Raw genomic sequence first — 16,894 nt, forward strand, 5'->3', positions numbered from 1 at the left:
AGATGCCAACTTTTTACGCTCAACACTAGCCGCAACACGATGAGCGGAGTATGATATGCAGTATCCGAGTAATTTAGTCAAGTATAGACGGTTTTATGATTTCTATTTCCGAAACAGCACAAGCGCATTTTGCTAAACTTTTAGCAGATCAAGCACAACAAACTAATATTCGTGTGTTTGTTGTAAACCCTGGTACATCACAAGCGGAATGTGGTGTTTCTTATTGCCCAGAAGACGCCGTAGAAGACAGCGATATTCGTCTTAACTTTAATGGTTTTGATGCAGTAGTAGATACAGAAAGCGCTCCTTTTTTAGAAGAAGCTGAAATTGATTTTGTTACCGACAAAATGGGCACTCAGTTAACTTTAAAAGCGCCTAATGCAAAGGCACGTAAACTAGGCGATAACGCATCGCTAAATGAGCGTGTTCAACACATGCTAGAAACCGAAGTAAACCCGCAGCTAGCTAACCACGGTGGCCAAGTAAGCCTAGTTGAAGTAACCGCTGAAGGTATTGCAGTACTTCAATTTGGTGGTGGCTGTAATGGCTGTTCTATGATCGATGTAACGCTTAAAGAAGGCATCGAGAAAGAAATGATTGCAAAGTTTGATGAAATCACCGGTGTTGCCGACATTACCGAGCACCAAGCGGGCGATCACTCTTATTACTAAGCAATAATGTTAAAGCCGCTTATTTATCGCTTAGGGAGTAACCCTAAGTTGAGTTTAACGCGCTTTTTTCGCGGCTTAGCACTGTTTGTGCTAGCCGTGATATTTATTGCCCTAGGCTACTACACCCACTTTAGCTTACAAATTATAGGTGTGGTTATTTTAATCCCGGCATTATTTTTTGCTGCATGGGGTTATAGCGGTATTTTTGCCAATCGTTTCTCGCAAGTTTTAAAAGATATGGGGCCAAAAGATCACGACCCCGACCTATGGAAATGACACGTTCGCTTAATCTAGCAGCTGATTAGTTGCTTTTAACTGCAAATACTTAATAATTAACGTAACGCCGCGCATAAGCATAAAGCAACTCATAGCCAGCCATAACGCATTATTTTGCCACTCTATAAACACCCAAAACACCCCAAAAAAGCCAACAGCAGCAGAAAGAATCATACTGTTACGCATATTTTTTGCCCGTGTAAGCCCTACAAATACGCCATCAAACAAAAAGCAGCTCATTGCTAACATAGGCAATACTATTACCCACGGTAAGTAATTTGTCGCAGCTTCTATTACCTCGGGTACATTGGTTAAAAGCTTAATAATAGCGCTGCCAAACACAGCAAAAAATACGCTGTATAACACGCCAAAAAGCATCCCCCAAAACACACTTATTTTTACCCACAATCTAATGTTATTAACGCTTCGCTGGCCTTTAGCTTGACCAACTTTGGCTTCGCTTGCATAGGCTATTCCATCAAGCGCAAAGCTTACTAACATTAAAAAGTTAAGTAACACGGCATTCGCTGCAAGCGTTGTTTCACCTATGCGGGCGCCATAAAAGGTCATGAAGCTAAAGCATAATTGCAAAATTAAAGAGCGAATAAATATATCTCTATTTAAACTAAGTAGCTCTGCCATTTTGCTAACACTGAGCCAGTTGGGCACGCTTAGCTCCACGCCTTGCTTTTTAGCGAGCTTAATCACTAGTAGCAACGCAAAAGCCAACGCGCTGTAATCTGCAATTAACGACGCCCACGCTGCTCCCGCTACTGCCCAGTCTAAATACACCACAAAATATATATCGAGCACTATGTTGGTAATATTGGTCACTAACAGCAAGTAAAAAGGCCCACGCCCATAATGTACGCCAAGCATCCAGCCAAGCAGCACTAAATTACAAAGTGCGGCAGGGGCACTAAATATACGAATACTAAAATACTGATATGCTTGAGCAAGAACCTCACTATTTGCGCCTGATAAAAATGCAATGGCTTGTTTTATCAAAGGCGATAAAGCTATAAGCGCTAACGCCACACACACGGCAAGCAATAAGCTGCGTTTTAAAAGCGCTGCCAACTGTGTTAAGTTATTTTGCCCGTATGCTTGGGCCACTAACCCTGTGGTGCTCATACGTAAAAAACCGGCGAGCCAAAATAAAATAGAAATAACAGCTGAGCCAAGTGCGATGCCCGCTAAGTAATGTGCGCTACCTAAGTGGCCAATAACAGCGGTATCAACAATTCCTAACAGTGGGACAGTAATATTTGATAATATCATTGGACCCGCTAGCAACAGCAAGCTTTTATGGTGTGCCTTATTATGTTTAAGAAATTGTTTCATTTAGTTTTAATTACTCTCATTTGTTTATCAGTACGTGCTCATGCGGCGGTTATTTTACAGTATCACCATGTAAGCGAAACCCTTCCGGCTGTGACCAGTGTAAGCGCAAATACGTTTACCAAGCATTTGAGCTACTTAAAAGAGCATAATTTTAATGTTATTGCACTAAATGAGCTAATAAGCGCTATACAACAAGGCAAAACCTTACCTGAGAAAACAGTCGCTATCACCTTTGACGATGGTTACAACAATAACTACGAACAAGCAGCGCCTATTTTAGAAAAATTTGGTTACCCCTATACTATTTTTGTAAACCCTACCCTTATTGATGAAGGTAAAGGCTACGTAATGGGGTGGGATAAATTAAAAGAGCTCGCAGGCAAAGGGGCGTTAATTGCCAATCACACTACCCAGCATGACTACCTGCATATTAAGCTAAAAAATGAGAGCGATGCACAGTGGCAAGCACGTATTAAACAAGATATTTTGCATTCTCAACAGCGTATTAAAGAAGAAATAGGCCACGATTATAAATACCTAGCGTACCCGTATGGTGAGTTTAATAACAAACTACAAGCGCTTGTAAAAGAGCTTGGCTTTGTTGGCATTGGTCAGCACTCAGGCGCTGTAAATAAAAACGCTAACTTTACCCGCTTACCGCGTTTTCCAGCCTCTGGCTTTTACAGTAAATTAGATACGTTAATTACAAAATTAAACTCTCGGGCGTTTAGTATTAAAAACCTAGATTACCAAGACAGTGTAACCTCACAAAACCCACCAACGCTCAGCATTGAGTTTGAAATGGGTGATTTTCATAAAAGTCAGTTTGCGTGTTATGTATCAAGTGTAGGGCAGGCTAAGTTAACTTGGATAAACGACACAACTGTAAAAATTGACTCGCCAAAGGCGCTAAATAAAGGCCGTTCACGCTTTAATTGTACCGCCCCTTCTATTGAGCACCCTGGTAGTTACTATTGGTTTTCGCAGCCGTGGGTTATTCAGTAGCAATTACACCTTTATAGCCTGATGCAATAAGCGTTGGGTTACTTTATCAAGCGCAACAATTTCGTGAGCGGCGCCTAAATCAACCGCCGCTTTGGGCATTCCCCACACCACAGAAGAAAACTCATCCTGTGCAATGGTGTAACCACCCGCTTGTTTAATGCTAAGTAAGCCCTTTGCTCCATCGCTCCCCATACCGGTTAGTAACGCTGCCACAATGTTTTTTGCGCCGCACTCAAGTAACGAGTTAAATAATACATCTACTGCCGGTTTATGGCGGTTAACAGGCTCAGAATCATCAAGCTCGCAATATAAACTTGCCCCTCTTTTTTTTATGCTTAAGTGCAAACCACCTGGGGCTATATAAGCCCATCCCGCAGTGAGCTTGTCGCCGTGCTGCGCTTCTTTTACGTTAATTGCACAGGTGCGGTCCATACGCTGGGCAAACGAGGTACTAAATACCGGAGGAATATGCTGGGTAATCACAATCGCAGGGCAATTGGTCGGCATTTTTATAAGCACTTCTTTTATTGCTTCTGTGCCCCCTGTTGAAGCCCCTATCGCTATTACCTTGTTTAATAAAAATTGTGCATTGCTAGGTAAAGGCTCGCTCACTGTGCTTACCTTTTTAAAACTTCTTACCCTTGCACCTGCCGCCACACGCACTTTTTGCTGCACAACATATGCATATTGACTCATTTGCTGCTTAACATTCACCGTTGGCTTGGCAATAAAATCCACGGCACCAAGCTCAAGTGCTTCTAAGGTGATAGGCGAGCCTTGCTGGGTTAGTGTAGAAATCATCACAACGGGCATAGGTCTTAAGCGCATTAGGTTTCTTAAAAAGCTAATGCCGTCCATTTTTGGCATTTCTACATCGAGGGTAAGCACATCCGGATTGAGCAATTTAATCATTTCTCGTGCTTGATAAGGGTCTTCAGCACAGCCAACAACCTCGATATCGCTAGCCTGAGATAATATTTCGCTCAGCAAACGCCTTATCAGTGGTGAATCATCTATTATCAGAACTTTAACCATTACGGCTCCTAAAACAGCTCTATGTTAGTCTCGGTGGCTTTATCTTGTTGCTTAAGGTTTTGCAGGTAGCGCACTTCGCGTTTTTCAATTGTATTGTTGTGCAAATTCTTCAGCTTTTTTACGTGGACTTTGCCCGTATGCGGATGAAAAAAAATTTTTCGAGGCCACGGCCCCCCCATATCTTGTGCGACAAGATTGAGCGACTCTTCCTGAATATACGCATTGGCAAAGCTAATATTACCTATCCCTATGTCGGTCATTGCGCTAATTATTTTGCCGCCACCAAAGAGTTTTATTTTTAAATTTTTTCGCGCAGCACCACCTTTGAGTACTTCGTTGATCAGGTATTCCATTGCCCAATTTCCGTAGCGGCAGCTCAAACTATGGGCACTGTTTAATTCTAGGCCTTTTTTTACCGGCAACATAAAATGATTTACGCCACCTATACCGGCTTTTTCATCGTAAACACACGCGGCTATGCACGACCCAAGCACTGTAGAAATAAGCTCATCATTTTTTGAGACATAAAATTCGCCAGGTAATATTTTTGCCACCACGCTTGTGCGCCCTGCATCCCAGTAACGTTTTATATGTTCAAACCCTGGGAGCACAGGCCTAAACTGTGCGTGCATTGTGTTGCTTTTGATACATGGTTTTCCCTAAATTTTTAAACTCAGAATGCTCTTTTCCCATACTCTCTGAGTGCCCCAAAAACAAATAACCGTCACGATTAAGTGCATTTGCATAACGTTTAAACAAGGTGTCTTTTGTTTCTTTATCAAAATAAATAACCACGTTACGACATAAAATTAAGTCAAACTGCCCTTTCATAGGCCATTCTTGTAAAAGGTTAAGGCGTTTAAAAAAAATGTGCTTATTTAACTGTGGTTTTACTTTATATGTTTGCCCATCTTTGCTTTTTAAAAACCACTTTTTAAGTACATTGTTTTCTAAGCCATTTACATTTGCCGCGGTATAAATACCCGCTTGTGCTTTGGCTAATACATTAGAATCTAAATCGGTTGCTAAAATTTTTACATCCCAAGAACTTGGGAATAAATCGGCAAGGGTTATTGCTAAGCTGTAAGGCTCTTCGCCTGTAGAGCAACCCGCTGACCATACGCGTACTCGTTTTGTTACTTTGTTACTGCTAAGTAACTGCGGCACTATGGTGTTTTTTAAAAACTCAAAGTGGTGGGGCTCTCTAAAAAAAGAGGTTAAGTTAGTGGTAATAGCATTAATAAATGCGTCAAACTCAGCCTCTTTATTATTGTGTAAGTACTCTAAGTATTGAGAAAAGTTTTTAAGTTTATGCTCTCTTACCCTTCTTGCTAAGCGGGAATACACCATTTCGCGTTTATGATCGCCAAGCACAATTCCGCACGCGTTATAAACTAAAGTGGCAATGTATTTAAAATCTTTATCGGTACATAAAAATTCTTTCATTGTCATACCATCCCTTGTAAAGCAGGCTTGCTAGGGTATTAACTAGCAAGCCAGTAATGACTAAAACTCTTCCCATTCATCTGCTGAGTCTATAAAGTTTTCGCCTTTGGGTTGGGTATTTTTTAAATAGCCACTAGGTTGGCGCGCAGGGGGCGCTGAGCGTTCAAAGTGTGTATTTGGCAATGTGTTCATGCCTTGCTGCCCGAGTGAAAAAAAGTGCAATAACTGACGCATCTCGTTTGCTTGCTCAGCCATTGACTCGCCCGCCGCAGACGCTTCTTCTACAAGGGCCGCATTTTGCTGGGTCATTTCATCCATCTGGGCAACCGCTTTATTAACTTGCTCAATACCTGCGCTTTGCTCTTCAGAGGCTTCGGTTATATCCGAAATCATTTGCGTAACACGTTGTACGCTTGAAACAATTTCTCTGAGTGTTTCGCCCGACTCATTTACAAGCACAGAGCCATCGGTAACTTTTGCAACGCTGTCTCTAATAAGCTCTTTAATTTCTTTGGCTGCTCCAGCTGAGCGCTGCGCTAAATTGCGCACCTCACCAGCAACAACGGCAAAGCCACGGCCTTGCTCACCCGCTCTAGCTGCTTCAACGGCGGCGTTAAGTGCCAGTAAATTAGTTTGAAAGGCAATTTCATCAATCACGCCAATAATGTCTGCAATTTTTTTACTCGACTCGTTAATGGCCGACATACTCGTTACAGCTCTATTAACTACTTCACCACCTTGAATTGCTTTCTCGCAGGTTTCTTCGGCTAAATCGTTAGCGACTTTTGCGTTATCTGCATTTTGTCTTACGGTACTGGTCATTTCTTCCATACTTGAGGCGGTTTCTTCAAGTGATGAAGCTTGTTCTTCGGTACGCTGGCTTAAATCGGCGTTGCCTTGCGAAATTTCCTCTGCGCCACTGGCTACTAACGTGGCCGATGAGTTAATTCGGTTAATCACATCAGTCAATTTATCTGCTGTGGTATTAGCATCTTGCTTGAGCTTATCGAACGAGCCTTGATACTCTTTTTCTATGCGTTTTGATAAGTCGCCATTGGCCATTGCATCAAGCATTTGCGCGGTATCACTAACGGCATCATCCACAATTTCAACTAAGCTGTTTAAGCCCTGCGCTAAGCGTAAGAAAAAGCCTTCTTTACCTTTTTCCTCTACTCGGGTTTCTAAATCGCCATTACCTGCATCGCTGACTAATTGTGCAATTTCTTTTTCTATTGCAACTTCGCCTGTTCTATCTTCCCACTCAACTACGGTGCCTATGCGTTCTTGTTCTGGTGTAAAAATAGGGTTTGCAACTAAACCAAAGGTGCGCCCGCCTACTTTTATTTCGGCTCGGTAAGTTGTTGTAAGCTTAGCTAGTAGGTTTTGTTGATGAGCCGGATTTTTATGGAATATATCAATGTTTTGCTGCATTAAATTGGTGCTATCAAAGTTTGGCAGCTCCTTTTTCAAATCATCTTCAGCAATACTCATCATCGATTTAACCGCGTTGTTCATGTATACAATTACATTTGAAGCATCGGCTATCATGGTGTTTGTTGCTACGGTATCAAGCGCTTGTTTTACTCGTAAGTTTTCTTGTGCTTCAGCACGTTCTTGCTCTGCTTTTGCTACGCTATCGGTAATATCTTCCCACTCAACAATGGTGCCTAAATGCTTACCTTCATGATTTATCCACGGTGTAGCAATTAAACTAAAAATAAGCCCCGCTAAACGTAACTCAGTTTTATAAGGTTGTTTTAAGTTTTTTAATAGTTCGCGTTGATGAGCTGGGTGCTTATGAAAATCATCAACACACGTGCCTATTAAATTATCAACAGAAAAACTAGGTAGCACACCTTGCAACTCAGTTTCTCGCGCTTTGAGCATTAACTTAACCTGATCGTTTACAAATACAATATTTAGGTCTTTATCGGCAATCATTACATTGGCTTGGCAAACAGTTAACGCACTTGCTAAGTCGGCAGCCTTTTTAGACTCGCGCTCTAGCTGTTTTTGCGCGGTGATATCACTGGCGTATTTAATAACCTTATAAGGCTTGCCGTTTAAATCGAAAATAGGGTTATAAGAGGCTTGAATCCATATTTCTTGCCCTTGTTTGCCTATTCGCATGTACTCGCCCGAGTCGTACTCGCCTCGTCCTAACTTATCCCAAAATTGTTTATACTCGTTTGTTTTAGCGTATTCTGGGTCGACAAATAATTTATGATGCTGGCCTTTTATTTCGCTAAGTTGATAGCCTAAACCATTTAAAAAATTGTCATTGGCAGTAATAATTGTGCCATCAAGATTAAACTCAATCACCGCCTGAGATTTACTAATTGCCTCAAGTTGGCCTTGCGCTTCAGCGGCCTGTTTCTTTTGTTCGGTAATGTCGGTAGCAAATTTAATTACTTTTAGTACTTGCCCTTGGCTATCAATAATTGGGTTATAGGTAGCTTGGATCCATACTTCTCGCCCTCCATTAGCAAGACGCTTAAACTCATTAGAAATAAACTCACCACCGCGCAAGCGTTGCCAAAAATTTTTATACTCGCTGCTTTGTGCTTCATCTGGTTCAACAAACATAGAGTGGTGCTGCCCTTGCACTTCCTCTAAACGGTATCCCATTGCATTTAAAAAGTTTGAATTAGCCGTAATTATTCTGCCACTGGGTTCAAACTCAATAACCGCTAATGATTTATTTAATGCATTAACGATTAAGTCATTACTTGATTCTGACTGCTTCGGATTACTAAACCATCCCATGCCCATCACCACCTTTATGTTTGTTTTTGTTGCTACATAGCGCTGTGGCTATATATCCATTGTTCTTTGTAAATCTATCAACGAGACCATTTTTTCGCCCACGTTCACCAACCCTGCGACATATTCACAATTACTCGAATCAGACAGGCTAGGGACGGGCTTGGCGTCTTGCTCTGCAATGCTGTAAACATCTGAAACCGCATCTACTGCGATGCCCATTATTTTTGAATCGTTTTCAAAAATAACTTTTACAACAATAACAACCGTTAATGACCCATATTCAGTGCTTGGCAAGCCAAAACGTAAGCGTAAATCTATTATTGGCACTATGGTGCCGCGAAGGTTTATCACTCCTTTAACAAAATCCGGCGCGTTGGGTAGTACGGTAATTTCTTCCCAGCTCCTGATCTCTTGCACGGTTAATATATCTACGCCGTATTCTTCGCCGGCCATAATAAAGGTTAAAAACTGCTTAACGCCTTGCTGTTGCCCTAAATCAATTTTGTTGTTTAGCTCGCTTTGCTCACTAATCATGAAGCCTCCAGAGGTGTTTTAGGTTCTATGATTAGCTCTTGGCTACCTGGTTTTTTAAGCCCTGATAATTTTATTAAGCCGCTAATATCAACAATTAACGATACACGCCCGTCGCCTAAAATAGTTGCTCCAGACACCCCATCTACTTTTTGGTAATTGGCCTCTAAACTTTTTATGACTACCTGCTGCTGCGAAAGTAAGTCATCTACCAGCAAACCCACTTTTTGGTTGTCGGTTTCAACAACCACCAGCAAGGTTTTGTCTAATGACTCTATGGCGTTTTGATGATTAAAAATTTGATATAAGCGTAAAATAGGAATGTATTCGTCACGCAGCCTTAGTACATCTAAGTCTTTACCCACTCGGCTTACTTTAGTGATATCAATCTGTAGCGATTCAACAATAGAAATAAGCGGAATAATATAAGTATGCTGGGCAACTTTAACTAATTGCCCATCTAAAATGGCAAGCGTAAGGGGCAGCCTAATTGTAAAGGTAGAACCAACGCCAGGCGCTGATGAAACTTCAACCGAGCCATTTAAAGATTGAATATTGCGCTTAACAACATCCATTCCTACACCACGCCCAGATAAGTCGCTAACCGCATCGGCGGTAGAAAAGCCAGGCATAAAAATAAGCTCGTTAATTTCATCATCTGTTAAATTACAATCAGCGGTGATCAGCTCATTAGCAATGGCTTTTTCTTTAATTTTTTGCGTATTTAAGCCTTGCCCATCGTCCATTATTTCTATCACGATATTGCCACCTTGATGAAAGGCATTTAAGGTCACAGTGCCCACTGGGTCTTTACCTGCGGCAACCCGCTGTTCAATTGTTTCAAGGCCATGGTCGAGCGAATTTCTGACTAGGTGCACCATGGGGTCAGATATTTTTTCCATTACCGTTTTATCTAGCTCGGTTTGCTCGCCTAATAATTTTAACTCCACCTGTTTATTTAGTTTTTGCGCTATATCGCGCACTAAGCGCGGAAACCGGCTAAATACAAAGTTAATCGGTAACATACGAATACGCATAACATTTTCTTGCAGGTCTCGGGTATTGTGCGCCAGTTGTGCCAAACCTTCTTGTAATGACGTAATGGTTGATTCGCTAATTTCTTGCTCGCTCAACTGATTTAACATGGCTTGTGTTATCACCAGCTCACCGACCATATTTATTAACGAGTCTACTTTGTCTATTCCTACTCTTATGGAGGTAGACTCTGGTGCTGATGTTGGCTTTTTATCGGCTGTGGGTTTGCTTTTAGGTTTGTCGGGTGCTTTTTGAGCATCGCTAATAGGCGGTGTTTGAGCTGTGCTATCGCTGCTCTTTTCATCAGCGTTTGCGGTGTGAGAAGTGTCTTCATCAAATAACCCGCCACAGAGCTCTATTTTTATATCGGCATCATCTTCTACCCATTCAAATACCTCTTTAATGGCGGCTTCTTTTTCGCTGGTATTTAAAAAAAAGCGCCAATGTAAGTAGCACTCGTCACTGCTTAAATCTTTAATATCTGGGATATCGTCTAAAAAGGCCTGTGTTTCAAGCTCACCGAGTTCAGCTAATTCGCTGATCATAAATAAAGGCTCGTTGCCTGTTTTAAAAAGGTGATGATGCGGTTTAAAATCAATTTGAAAGGTATTTACCTCAGCAGCAGCCGTTACTTCGCTTGCCTCGCTTGGGGCTGAATCGGCTTGCATTTCCAGTACAATTTCAAACTGTTTTTTTAAGGTTGTTGCGTGTGATAAATCAGGCTCTTGCTCTGCTTGCAGCTCACCGAGTAACCCACGCAAGCAATCAACAGCTTTAAGCAATAAATTAACGTGCTCGGTGGTGAGTTCGCGCTCACCTTGTCGTATTTGATCCAGTAGGGTTTCTAGCACATGGGTAAACTCAGCCACAGAGTTAAAGCCAAAGGTGCCACTGCCCCCTTTAATTGAGTGCGCAGCTCTAAAAATAGTATTTATTGTTTCTAAGTCTTCTTCGCCGGGCTCTAAATTTAATAGCTCGGCCTCCATTGTATCTAGGCCTTCAAAACTTTCTTCAAAGAACACTTCAAAAAATTGACTTAAATCTATACTCACGCCGCACTCCTCAGTTAACGAATTACTTTTTTAAGTACCGCTAGTAACTGATCCGGGTTGAAAGGCTTTACAATCCAGCCTGTTGCGCCAGCTGCTTTACCTTCTACTTTTTTATCTAATCCTGACTCTGTGGTTAGCATAAGTAGCGGCGTAAATTTGTAATCAGGAAGGCCTCTGAGCTCTCTGATAAGCGTAATGCCATCCATAATGGGCATATTTACATCTGAAATTACCGCATCAAAAATTTGCTGCTTGGCAATCGCGAGGGCTTCGCTGCCATCTTTTGCTTCGGTAACATCAAAACCTGCGGTTTTAAGCGTAAAGCTCACCATTTGACGCATTGACGCAGAATCATCAACCGCTAAAATTTTCTTCATATAAACCTCTAACCTTTACTTTCAAGTGTTAAATATTGACTTAAGCCAAGTTGATTAATGGCGTTTTGAAGTGCATCACTGCTGCCTACCCATACAATTTTATGGTGTATGGTAAGTAGGTGTTTTTGTAAGGCACACAAAAGTTGAATTGACGCGGTATCGGCTGAAACAACCTCACTGACATCTAAACAAATATCGTTGTTGCTATTGAGTTCTTGTAATAAATCTTGGTGAAGAGTCTCTACTTGCATAATCGCAAGTTCGCTTGGAAGTTTTAGCATTTTTTCAGGACTTTCCCTGTCAATTCAATTCATAACAAAAGCTTAGCCTTAGTTATTAAAATTGCCATAAAAGGCTCAAAAAAATTAATAAAACTTTTAAAAGTGGCGCTAAAAAGCAAAAAAGGAGCCTAAGCTCCTTTTAAAATGCGTGAAAAGTTTAAAACTAGTTTTTATAGTAATCCGCTATTTGTTTAAATTCGCTAATAAGTTGAGTGGTATTAATAAGGGGCACATTTCCTTGTTGGAATTCAGGCTTAAATATGGCTCTTACCGCTCCATTTGCATCAACTAAAGCCACCGAAGCACTATGATCGACCGCATATTCTGATTCTTGCGAGTCACTAATGGCATAAATTAGACCAAGCTCTCTAACCACCGGGAATAGGTTTTTGTGCTCACCCGAAACAGCTAAAAAGTCAGGGTTAAAATAATCAATATACGCTTTGCGTTTTTCCGGCGTATCGCGTTGAGGGTCTACCGACATAAACCAAATTTGCAGTGGGTATTCGTTATGTAACTTTTTATACACGCTGTTTAGTTTAGCAAGCGTTAATGGGCAAATATCTGGACAACTGGTATAGCCTAAAAACACTAAGTTCCACTGCCCCAAAAATTGCGCTTTGGTGACTAACTCACCGTTTTGGTCGTTAAGTGTAAAATCAGAAAGAGGCTTTGCTTGCTCATACACTAAGGCTTGCACATCGGGTGCACTATTTTGCTCTGAGCAAGCGACTAATAAAAACGAAAAAATTACAACTAAGCTAATCCGTAACTGCTTCATAAAGGGAGCCATTTATCTATAAATAAGATCACGAAGAGTACCATTAAATGCACAATTGAAAAGCGAAATAAGTCCATTGCGGTGTCATCGCTAGGGGCTAATTTAAGCTTAACCGCTTTATACAAAAAGAGTGCATTGAGCACACATGCGCCGACTAAATAAATGCCGCCCGACATACCAATTAAATAAGGTAATACACATACAAGCGCCAGTAATATGGTGTAAGCCACAACACACGTTTTACAAAAGTCGATACCGTGAGTTACTGGCAACATAGGAATTTTAGCGCGTTCGTAATCGCTTTTGCGTGCTATTGCCAGTGCCCAAAAATGCGGTGGGGTCCACGTAAATATAATCATTACGAGTAACCATGGCGCGGCTGCCATTTGGTTGGTTTCAGAAACCCAGCCCAATAAAGGCGGCATTGCCCCAGCTAAGCCACCAATTACAATATTTTGCGGTGTGGCACGCTTTAAAAAAGAGGTATAAATAAAAGCATACCCAACTAATGCAAACAAAGTAAGTACGGCTGTTAGTGTGTTTGCCCAAAGCATTAGCATTATAAAACCAGCAACCCCTATCACACCTGCAAAGCTTAACGCATGGGTTTTACTAAGCCGGCCTTTAGCTACAGGGCGGTGGCGTGTACGCGCCATTTTTGTATCTATTTCGCTATCAACAACATGATTTATTACTGCCGCAGCGCCAGAGAGCAAACCAATGCCTAATAAACTAATAAATTGTACTGCAATGCCTCGCCCTACATCAGGCGCCAGTGCCAAGCCAACCCAAGCAGTAAGTACCAACATAGCCACTACTTTAAACTTGCTAATAGCTAAGTAATCTTGCAGTAAATTATAAGCACGTTGAATAAAAGGGTGTGCGCTAATAACCTGTAGTTCTTTTTTATCGAGTGTGAGTGCCATAATTATTCCCCTTTAAGTGCGTGCTTTTAGGTAGTAACACAACCTAACCATAGTCAATAACAAGATAGCTGCCATTAAATTGTGCGCCAGCGCCACTCCAAGCGGAAAGTGCCAATGCACCACCGCAAGCCCCAAACTAATTTGGCAAAGTAGCGCAACAAGCACGCTGACAGTACAGTGTTTTATTTTTGCAGATTGCGCCTGACTGTATATACGCCACATAATTAGCGCCAACACAATACATGTAACTAGCGCCCAAATTCTGTGTAGTAAATGAATAGACATACGCGCCTGTTGCGATAGCACTCCGTACTCATAATTACTGTGCTCAAGCGGCAGCTGAAACACACTACTGAGTGAAAATGGCTGCGCATAACTACACAGCGGTAGGCCATTACAGTGTGGCGCCGCATAATTTGCTGCAAGCCACCCACCTAATGCAATTTGAATAACCAACACAGCCAATGCAACTAAGCTCAATGAAAAATAGCGTTTAGCGCTACTATCTCCGCCCTCTATGGTTTTACTGGTTAAACGTAAGTATAAAAGAGTGATTAGCGATAAAATACTAAATCCCCCCAGCAAATGCCCCATTACAATGAGCGGTTGTAAGTTCATAGTAACGGTCCACATACCCAGCGCAGCCTGAAATATAACTAACAACAATAAGGCTAGCGGTAATTTAACCGGCGTGTTTGAGTAATGGCGCTTTACAAAAGCCAACACAAATAGCGCTAAAATAAGCAATCCCAGCGCGCCTGCAAAGTAACGGTGGATCATTTCTTTCCACGCTTTGGCGGTTTCAAACATCATATCTGGGTAACTTTGGGTAGCCAGTGCGATATCGGCTTCATGCTTTGGTACAGTTAAAAACCCATAGCAACCGGGCCAATCAGGACAACCAAGCCCTGCGTCACTTAAACGTGTATAAGCACCTAGCCCTACCACCAACAGCGCAAGTAACCCCGTTGCAAGTACCCAGTTTTTATAATTTTTATACATAGGAATCTCCCATTAACAATGCGCTATTAATTAGCTTGAACGAGAATAATTAAGCAGTTTTTTTAAATCTTTTAATAAACCTTTTTGCACTAAACGGTTTTCTTGTGGCTGCTCTTTAAACGGATATTCAAGCACCACTAACCCCATATGATCGATTAAATATAGGCTAGCGGGCTGCAAATTTTGTTGCGCGTTAAAGGTTTTCCAAGGAATGTTTTTAACTTTAGGCGCTCCCATTACAGCCATATCAACCTTGCCCTGATTTTTTCCTAAGGCGATATATAAGTTATCAAGCGCATTGAGCTGCTCATCGCACGAAGCATTACATTTATTGGAGTAATTAAGCGCAATTGTCCATTGCTTAGGGTTGTGTTGCTGCCAGTTTTCAAGCTTTACTTCGCGCTGTAAAAACTCGCCATTATTGGTAATGGCGCTCGGCAACCAGTCTAGTTTTAGCGCACCGTATGCAAGTACTAGCGGTACAGCGCAACATACAACAAACAAAACTAAGGGGTTATTTTTCATTGTTAGTCCTCTTTTTACTGGCAAAAATGGCCACCACTACACAGGCTAAGGCTATTAAAAACCATTGCACTGCATACGCTTGGTGCTTTTGCGGACTCATCACCACCGCTTTATAATGCGGTATAGCTAGCGCATCTCCTGCACCTTGACGATAAGCCATAAAATTAAATAACGATTGATTACTCTGCTCACTTAGCTTTTGTAAATCTATTGATTGAATTCGTTTTTGAAGGTCATGTTTTGTCGCATTGGTTTGTAAGTTAAAGCTCGTTAAATTTCGCTCTTTTATCTGCGCTTTAAACGTAATATTACGTTTAGGAAGTTGGATGTTAGGTAATTCGCTGCGTGAAATAGGCGCTTTTACCCACCCTAAATTAACGAGTAAAGCGTCACTTGCTTGGCTTGGCTTAAATAAAACCAATAAATCGTAACCGACTTGCCCTTGGTAAACTTGGTTATCTAAAAGCCAGTATTGCTGATTTATTATTTTTCCGACAAGCTCAACCACTACACCTGTTTTATTCCACTTTGTAGGCATTGCCTGTAATTGCTGCCAGCTCATTACGCCTTGGGTTTGCATGTTAGCTATAGCTGTTAGCTGTTGCTGCTTTTGCTCAGCCCTTGCTAATTGCCAATACCCTAAACGTACACATACCAGCACCACAGCTACCACAACGCAAAGTGCGATAAATGAGCTAAGCTTTTGTTTACGCCTTAAAATTAACTGCATAAAGGGTCAACCCAGTGATTATTAAAATTATTATTGTGCTGCTGTTACTATTTATACTTTTCAACTTGTTTAGAGCGCTATTTATTATGGTGACCGATAAATCTGGCGGTCGGCCTATGTCGCATTTTTTAGGCCGTCGCGTGCTGTTTTCTGTGGTGGTTTTGGTGATGGTGATAGCCGCTGTAAAACTTGGTTTTATAAAGGCTAATCACTCACCATTAGCCGTTACAACACATACACAAAAACAAATAAACACAGCCACACCACATCAACAAAATGCCAGTACCAAGCCGCTGCTTGAAACGCAAAATGTTTATCTTTCGTAAAGTGGCCTTTTAAAATACGCACAAATACAACAAACAAAATGATGGCGCCAAGGGTCACATGCATGCCATGAAAACCTGTCAGCAAAAAGAATGTATTCCCGTAAATGCCTGCATCTAGTGTTAAGTTTAAGTCGTTGTAGGCATAAATATATTCTTCTACCTGCAATGCTAAAAAGCACACACCCAATAAAATGGTTGCCCCTAGCATCACCTTTAGCGGTTTACGTTTATTGTTTTCAATGGCTACGTGAGCAAAGTGCAAAGTAACCGAAGACGCTAATAAAATAAGCGTATTAATAAGGGGTAAGCCTTGCCACCCCATAGCTTGCGTGGTTTCACCTGCTGGTGTGGTTAGTAGTGGCCATACGGCCTCAAAGGTCGGCCAAAGCACCTCGTTGGTCATCGCATTATTCCCAGCGCCGCCAAGCCAAGGCACCGACAGTATGCGGGCGTAAAATAATGCGCCAAAAAAGGCCATAAAAAACATAACTTCAGAGAATATAAACCAGCTCATTCCTTGTCGAAATGAGCGGTCCATTTGCGCTGAATATAAGCCCTGATCAGACTCGCTAATTACATTTTTAAACCAGCTAAAAATCATATACAGCAGCACTGCAATGCCTGCATATAGCAAGTACACACCGCTGCCCCCTTCACTTTCTAAGTTCATGACTGTTAAAGCCGCACCCACTGCAATAAAAAATAACGCCACCGCGCCCACTATGGGCCAAGGACTTTGCTCGGGTACGTAGTAGTTTTCATAATCTTGATTCATGTTACTTGCT

19 protein-coding genes are annotated in these 16,894 nt (G+C 41.6%); 4 read left to right on the top strand and 15 right to left on the bottom strand.

Translation table 11 applies throughout. From position 1 onward, the window contains the following. Positions 1-95: 95 nt before the first annotated feature. Together nfuA and MTF68_RS17070 are read left to right on the top strand one after the other, a co-directional pair. The gene (gene nfuA / locus MTF68_RS17065) at positions 96-671 is read left to right on the top strand and encodes a Fe-S biogenesis protein NfuA (protein WP_096042447.1); all 576 of its coding nucleotides are present in this window, start codon (positions 96-98) and stop codon (positions 669-671) included. A 6-nt stretch (positions 672-677) separates the two neighbouring features. Continuing rightward, complete coding sequence (locus MTF68_RS17070) at positions 678-947, top strand: hypothetical protein (RefSeq protein ID WP_029774191.1); 270 nt, start codon at positions 678-680, stop codon at positions 945-947. Positions 948-956: 9 nt separating this feature from the next. Here MTF68_RS17070 and MTF68_RS17075 read toward each other — a convergent pair whose 3' ends face one another. After that, positions 957-2,228: an MATE family efflux transporter gene (locus MTF68_RS17075; protein WP_054983329.1), complete on the bottom strand. Its 1,272-nt coding sequence runs from the start codon at positions 2,226-2,228 to the stop codon at positions 957-959. Between the two features lie 42 nt (positions 2,229-2,270). Between MTF68_RS17075 and MTF68_RS17080 the strand changes: the two genes are divergently transcribed. Continuing rightward, positions 2,271-3,296: a polysaccharide deacetylase family protein gene (locus MTF68_RS17080; RefSeq protein WP_248463140.1), complete on the top strand. Its 1,026-nt coding sequence runs from the start codon at positions 2,271-2,273 to the stop codon at positions 3,294-3,296. A gap of 3 nt (positions 3,297-3,299) precedes the next feature. On the opposite strand, the gene MTF68_RS17085 is transcribed toward MTF68_RS17080, so the two are convergent. The 13 genes from MTF68_RS17085 to MTF68_RS17145 all read right to left on the bottom strand — a co-directional run bounded on the left by MTF68_RS17085 (position 3,300) and on the right by MTF68_RS17145 (position 15,783). Beyond that, positions 3,300-4,331, bottom strand: coding sequence for a chemotaxis response regulator protein-glutamate methylesterase (locus MTF68_RS17085; protein ID WP_055255281.1), 1,032 nt, complete (start codon positions 4,329-4,331; stop codon positions 3,300-3,302). Positions 4,332-4,339: 8 nt separating this feature from the next. Then, positions 4,340-4,963, bottom strand: a complete 624-nt coding sequence (gene cheD / locus MTF68_RS17090; RefSeq protein WP_029774194.1) for a chemoreceptor glutamine deamidase CheD — start codon at positions 4,961-4,963, stop codon at positions 4,340-4,342. Continuing rightward, positions 4,947-5,777, bottom strand: a complete 831-nt coding sequence (locus tag MTF68_RS17095) for a protein-glutamate O-methyltransferase CheR (RefSeq protein WP_248463142.1) — start codon at positions 5,775-5,777, stop codon at positions 4,947-4,949. Before MTF68_RS17095 ends, cheD begins: the two co-directional genes overlap by 17 nt. A 60-nt stretch (positions 5,778-5,837) precedes the next feature. Beyond that, entirely contained in the window at positions 5,838-8,543 is a 2,706-nt protein-coding gene (locus MTF68_RS17100; RefSeq protein WP_248463143.1) for a methyl-accepting chemotaxis protein, read from the bottom strand. Between the two features lie 48 nt (positions 8,544-8,591). Then, positions 8,592-9,077: a chemotaxis protein CheW gene (locus MTF68_RS17105; RefSeq protein WP_248463144.1), complete on the bottom strand. Its 486-nt coding sequence runs from the start codon at positions 9,075-9,077 to the stop codon at positions 8,592-8,594. Continuing rightward, on the bottom strand, positions 9,074-11,161 hold the full coding sequence (locus MTF68_RS17110; protein WP_248463145.1) for a chemotaxis protein CheA: 2,088 nt from the start codon (positions 11,159-11,161) through the stop codon (positions 9,074-9,076). The genes MTF68_RS17105 and MTF68_RS17110 overlap by 4 nt, the downstream gene beginning before the upstream one ends. 14 nt (positions 11,162-11,175) lie before the next feature. Then, on the bottom strand, positions 11,176-11,538 hold the full coding sequence (locus tag MTF68_RS17115) for a response regulator (protein WP_248463146.1): 363 nt from the start codon (positions 11,536-11,538) through the stop codon (positions 11,176-11,178). 8 nt (positions 11,539-11,546) lie between these two features. Beyond that, on the bottom strand, positions 11,547-11,819 hold the full coding sequence (locus MTF68_RS17120; protein WP_004588224.1) for an STAS domain-containing protein: 273 nt from the start codon (positions 11,817-11,819) through the stop codon (positions 11,547-11,549). Between the two features lie 163 nt (positions 11,820-11,982). After that, positions 11,983-12,600 (bottom strand): SCO family protein, encoded by a 618-nt coding sequence (locus MTF68_RS17125; protein WP_248443682.1) that lies wholly within the window; start codon positions 12,598-12,600, stop codon positions 11,983-11,985. After that, positions 12,597-13,526, bottom strand: coding sequence for a heme o synthase (cyoE, locus tag MTF68_RS17130; RefSeq protein WP_024033912.1), 930 nt, complete (start codon positions 13,524-13,526; stop codon positions 12,597-12,599). Before cyoE ends, MTF68_RS17125 begins: the two co-directional genes overlap by 4 nt. Positions 13,527-13,538: 12 nt before the next feature. Beyond that, the gene (locus tag MTF68_RS17135; RefSeq protein WP_121638114.1) at positions 13,539-14,528 is read right to left on the bottom strand and encodes a COX15/CtaA family protein; all 990 of its coding nucleotides are present in this window, start codon (positions 14,526-14,528) and stop codon (positions 13,539-13,541) included. A gap of 30 nt (positions 14,529-14,558) precedes the next feature. Further along, positions 14,559-15,053 carry a transmembrane cytochrome oxidase associated protein gene (locus MTF68_RS17140; RefSeq protein WP_248463147.1) on the bottom strand — a complete coding sequence of 165 codons (495 nt, stop codon included), beginning with the start codon at positions 15,051-15,053 and terminating at the stop codon, positions 14,559-14,561. Next, positions 15,043-15,783 carry an SURF1 family protein gene (locus MTF68_RS17145; protein WP_248463148.1) on the bottom strand — a complete coding sequence of 247 codons (741 nt, stop codon included), beginning with the start codon at positions 15,781-15,783 and terminating at the stop codon, positions 15,043-15,045. The genes MTF68_RS17140 and MTF68_RS17145 overlap by 11 nt, the downstream gene beginning before the upstream one ends. A 14-nt stretch (positions 15,784-15,797) precedes the next feature. Here MTF68_RS17145 and MTF68_RS19775 point away from each other — a divergent pair, with 14 nt between their 5' ends. Further along, on the top strand, positions 15,798-16,109 hold the full coding sequence (locus MTF68_RS19775) for a DUF2909 domain-containing protein (protein WP_085065488.1): 312 nt from the start codon (positions 15,798-15,800) through the stop codon (positions 16,107-16,109). Here MTF68_RS19775 and MTF68_RS17155 read toward each other — a convergent pair. After that, positions 16,009-16,884, bottom strand: a complete 876-nt coding sequence (locus MTF68_RS17155; protein ID WP_004588217.1) for a cytochrome c oxidase subunit 3 — start codon at positions 16,882-16,884, stop codon at positions 16,009-16,011. The two genes, MTF68_RS19775 and MTF68_RS17155, sit on opposite strands and share 101 nt — an antisense overlap. Positions 16,885-16,894 lie beyond the last annotated feature (10 nt).

Origin of the sequence: Pseudoalteromonas sp. 2CM37A (assembly GCF_023161885.1) — a bacterium.
GTDB classification, from domain to species: Bacteria; Pseudomonadota; Gammaproteobacteria; order Enterobacterales; family Alteromonadaceae; genus Pseudoalteromonas; species Pseudoalteromonas atlantica.

Bases quoted from the DNA above. Each gene is read 5' to 3' on its own strand.
- nfuA (WP_096042447.1), top strand. From the start codon at position 96: ATGATTTCTATTTCCGAAACAGCACAAGCGCATTTTGCTAAACTTTTA.
- MTF68_RS17070 (WP_029774191.1), top strand. From the start codon at position 678: ATGTTAAAGCCGCTTATTTATCGCTTAGGGAGTAACCCTAAGTTGAGT.
- MTF68_RS17075 (WP_054983329.1), bottom strand. From the start codon at position 2,228: ATGATATTATCAAATATTACTGTCCCACTGTTAGGAATTGTTGATACC.
- MTF68_RS17080 (WP_248463140.1), top strand. From the start codon at position 2,271: ATGTTTAAGAAATTGTTTCATTTAGTTTTAATTACTCTCATTTGTTTA.
- MTF68_RS17085 (WP_055255281.1), bottom strand. From the start codon at position 4,331: ATGGTTAAAGTTCTGATAATAGATGATTCACCACTGATAAGGCGTTTG.
- cheD (WP_029774194.1), bottom strand. From the start codon at position 4,963: ATGCACGCACAGTTTAGGCCTGTGCTCCCAGGGTTTGAACATATAAAA.
- MTF68_RS17095 (WP_248463142.1), bottom strand. From the start codon at position 5,777: ATGAAAGAATTTTTATGTACCGATAAAGATTTTAAATACATTGCCACT.
- MTF68_RS17100 (WP_248463143.1), bottom strand. From the start codon at position 8,543: ATGGGATGGTTTAGTAATCCGAAGCAGTCAGAATCAAGTAATGACTTA.
- MTF68_RS17105 (WP_248463144.1), bottom strand. From the start codon at position 9,077: ATGATTAGTGAGCAAAGCGAGCTAAACAACAAAATTGATTTAGGGCAA.
- MTF68_RS17115 (WP_248463146.1), bottom strand. From the start codon at position 11,538: ATGAAGAAAATTTTAGCGGTTGATGATTCTGCGTCAATGCGTCAAATG.
- MTF68_RS17120 (WP_004588224.1), bottom strand. From the start codon at position 11,819: ATGCTAAAACTTCCAAGCGAACTTGCGATTATGCAAGTAGAGACTCTT.
- MTF68_RS17125 (WP_248443682.1), bottom strand. From the start codon at position 12,600: ATGAAGCAGTTACGGATTAGCTTAGTTGTAATTTTTTCGTTTTTATTA.
- cyoE (WP_024033912.1), bottom strand. From the start codon at position 13,526: ATGGCACTCACACTCGATAAAAAAGAACTACAGGTTATTAGCGCACAC.
- MTF68_RS17135 (WP_121638114.1), bottom strand. From the start codon at position 14,528: ATGTATAAAAATTATAAAAACTGGGTACTTGCAACGGGGTTACTTGCG.
- MTF68_RS17140 (WP_248463147.1), bottom strand. From the start codon at position 15,053: ATGAAAAATAACCCCTTAGTTTTGTTTGTTGTATGTTGCGCTGTACCG.
- MTF68_RS17145 (WP_248463148.1), bottom strand. From the start codon at position 15,783: ATGCAGTTAATTTTAAGGCGTAAACAAAAGCTTAGCTCATTTATCGCA.
- MTF68_RS17155 (WP_004588217.1), bottom strand. From the start codon at position 16,884: ATGAATCAAGATTATGAAAACTACTACGTACCCGAGCAAAGTCCTTGG.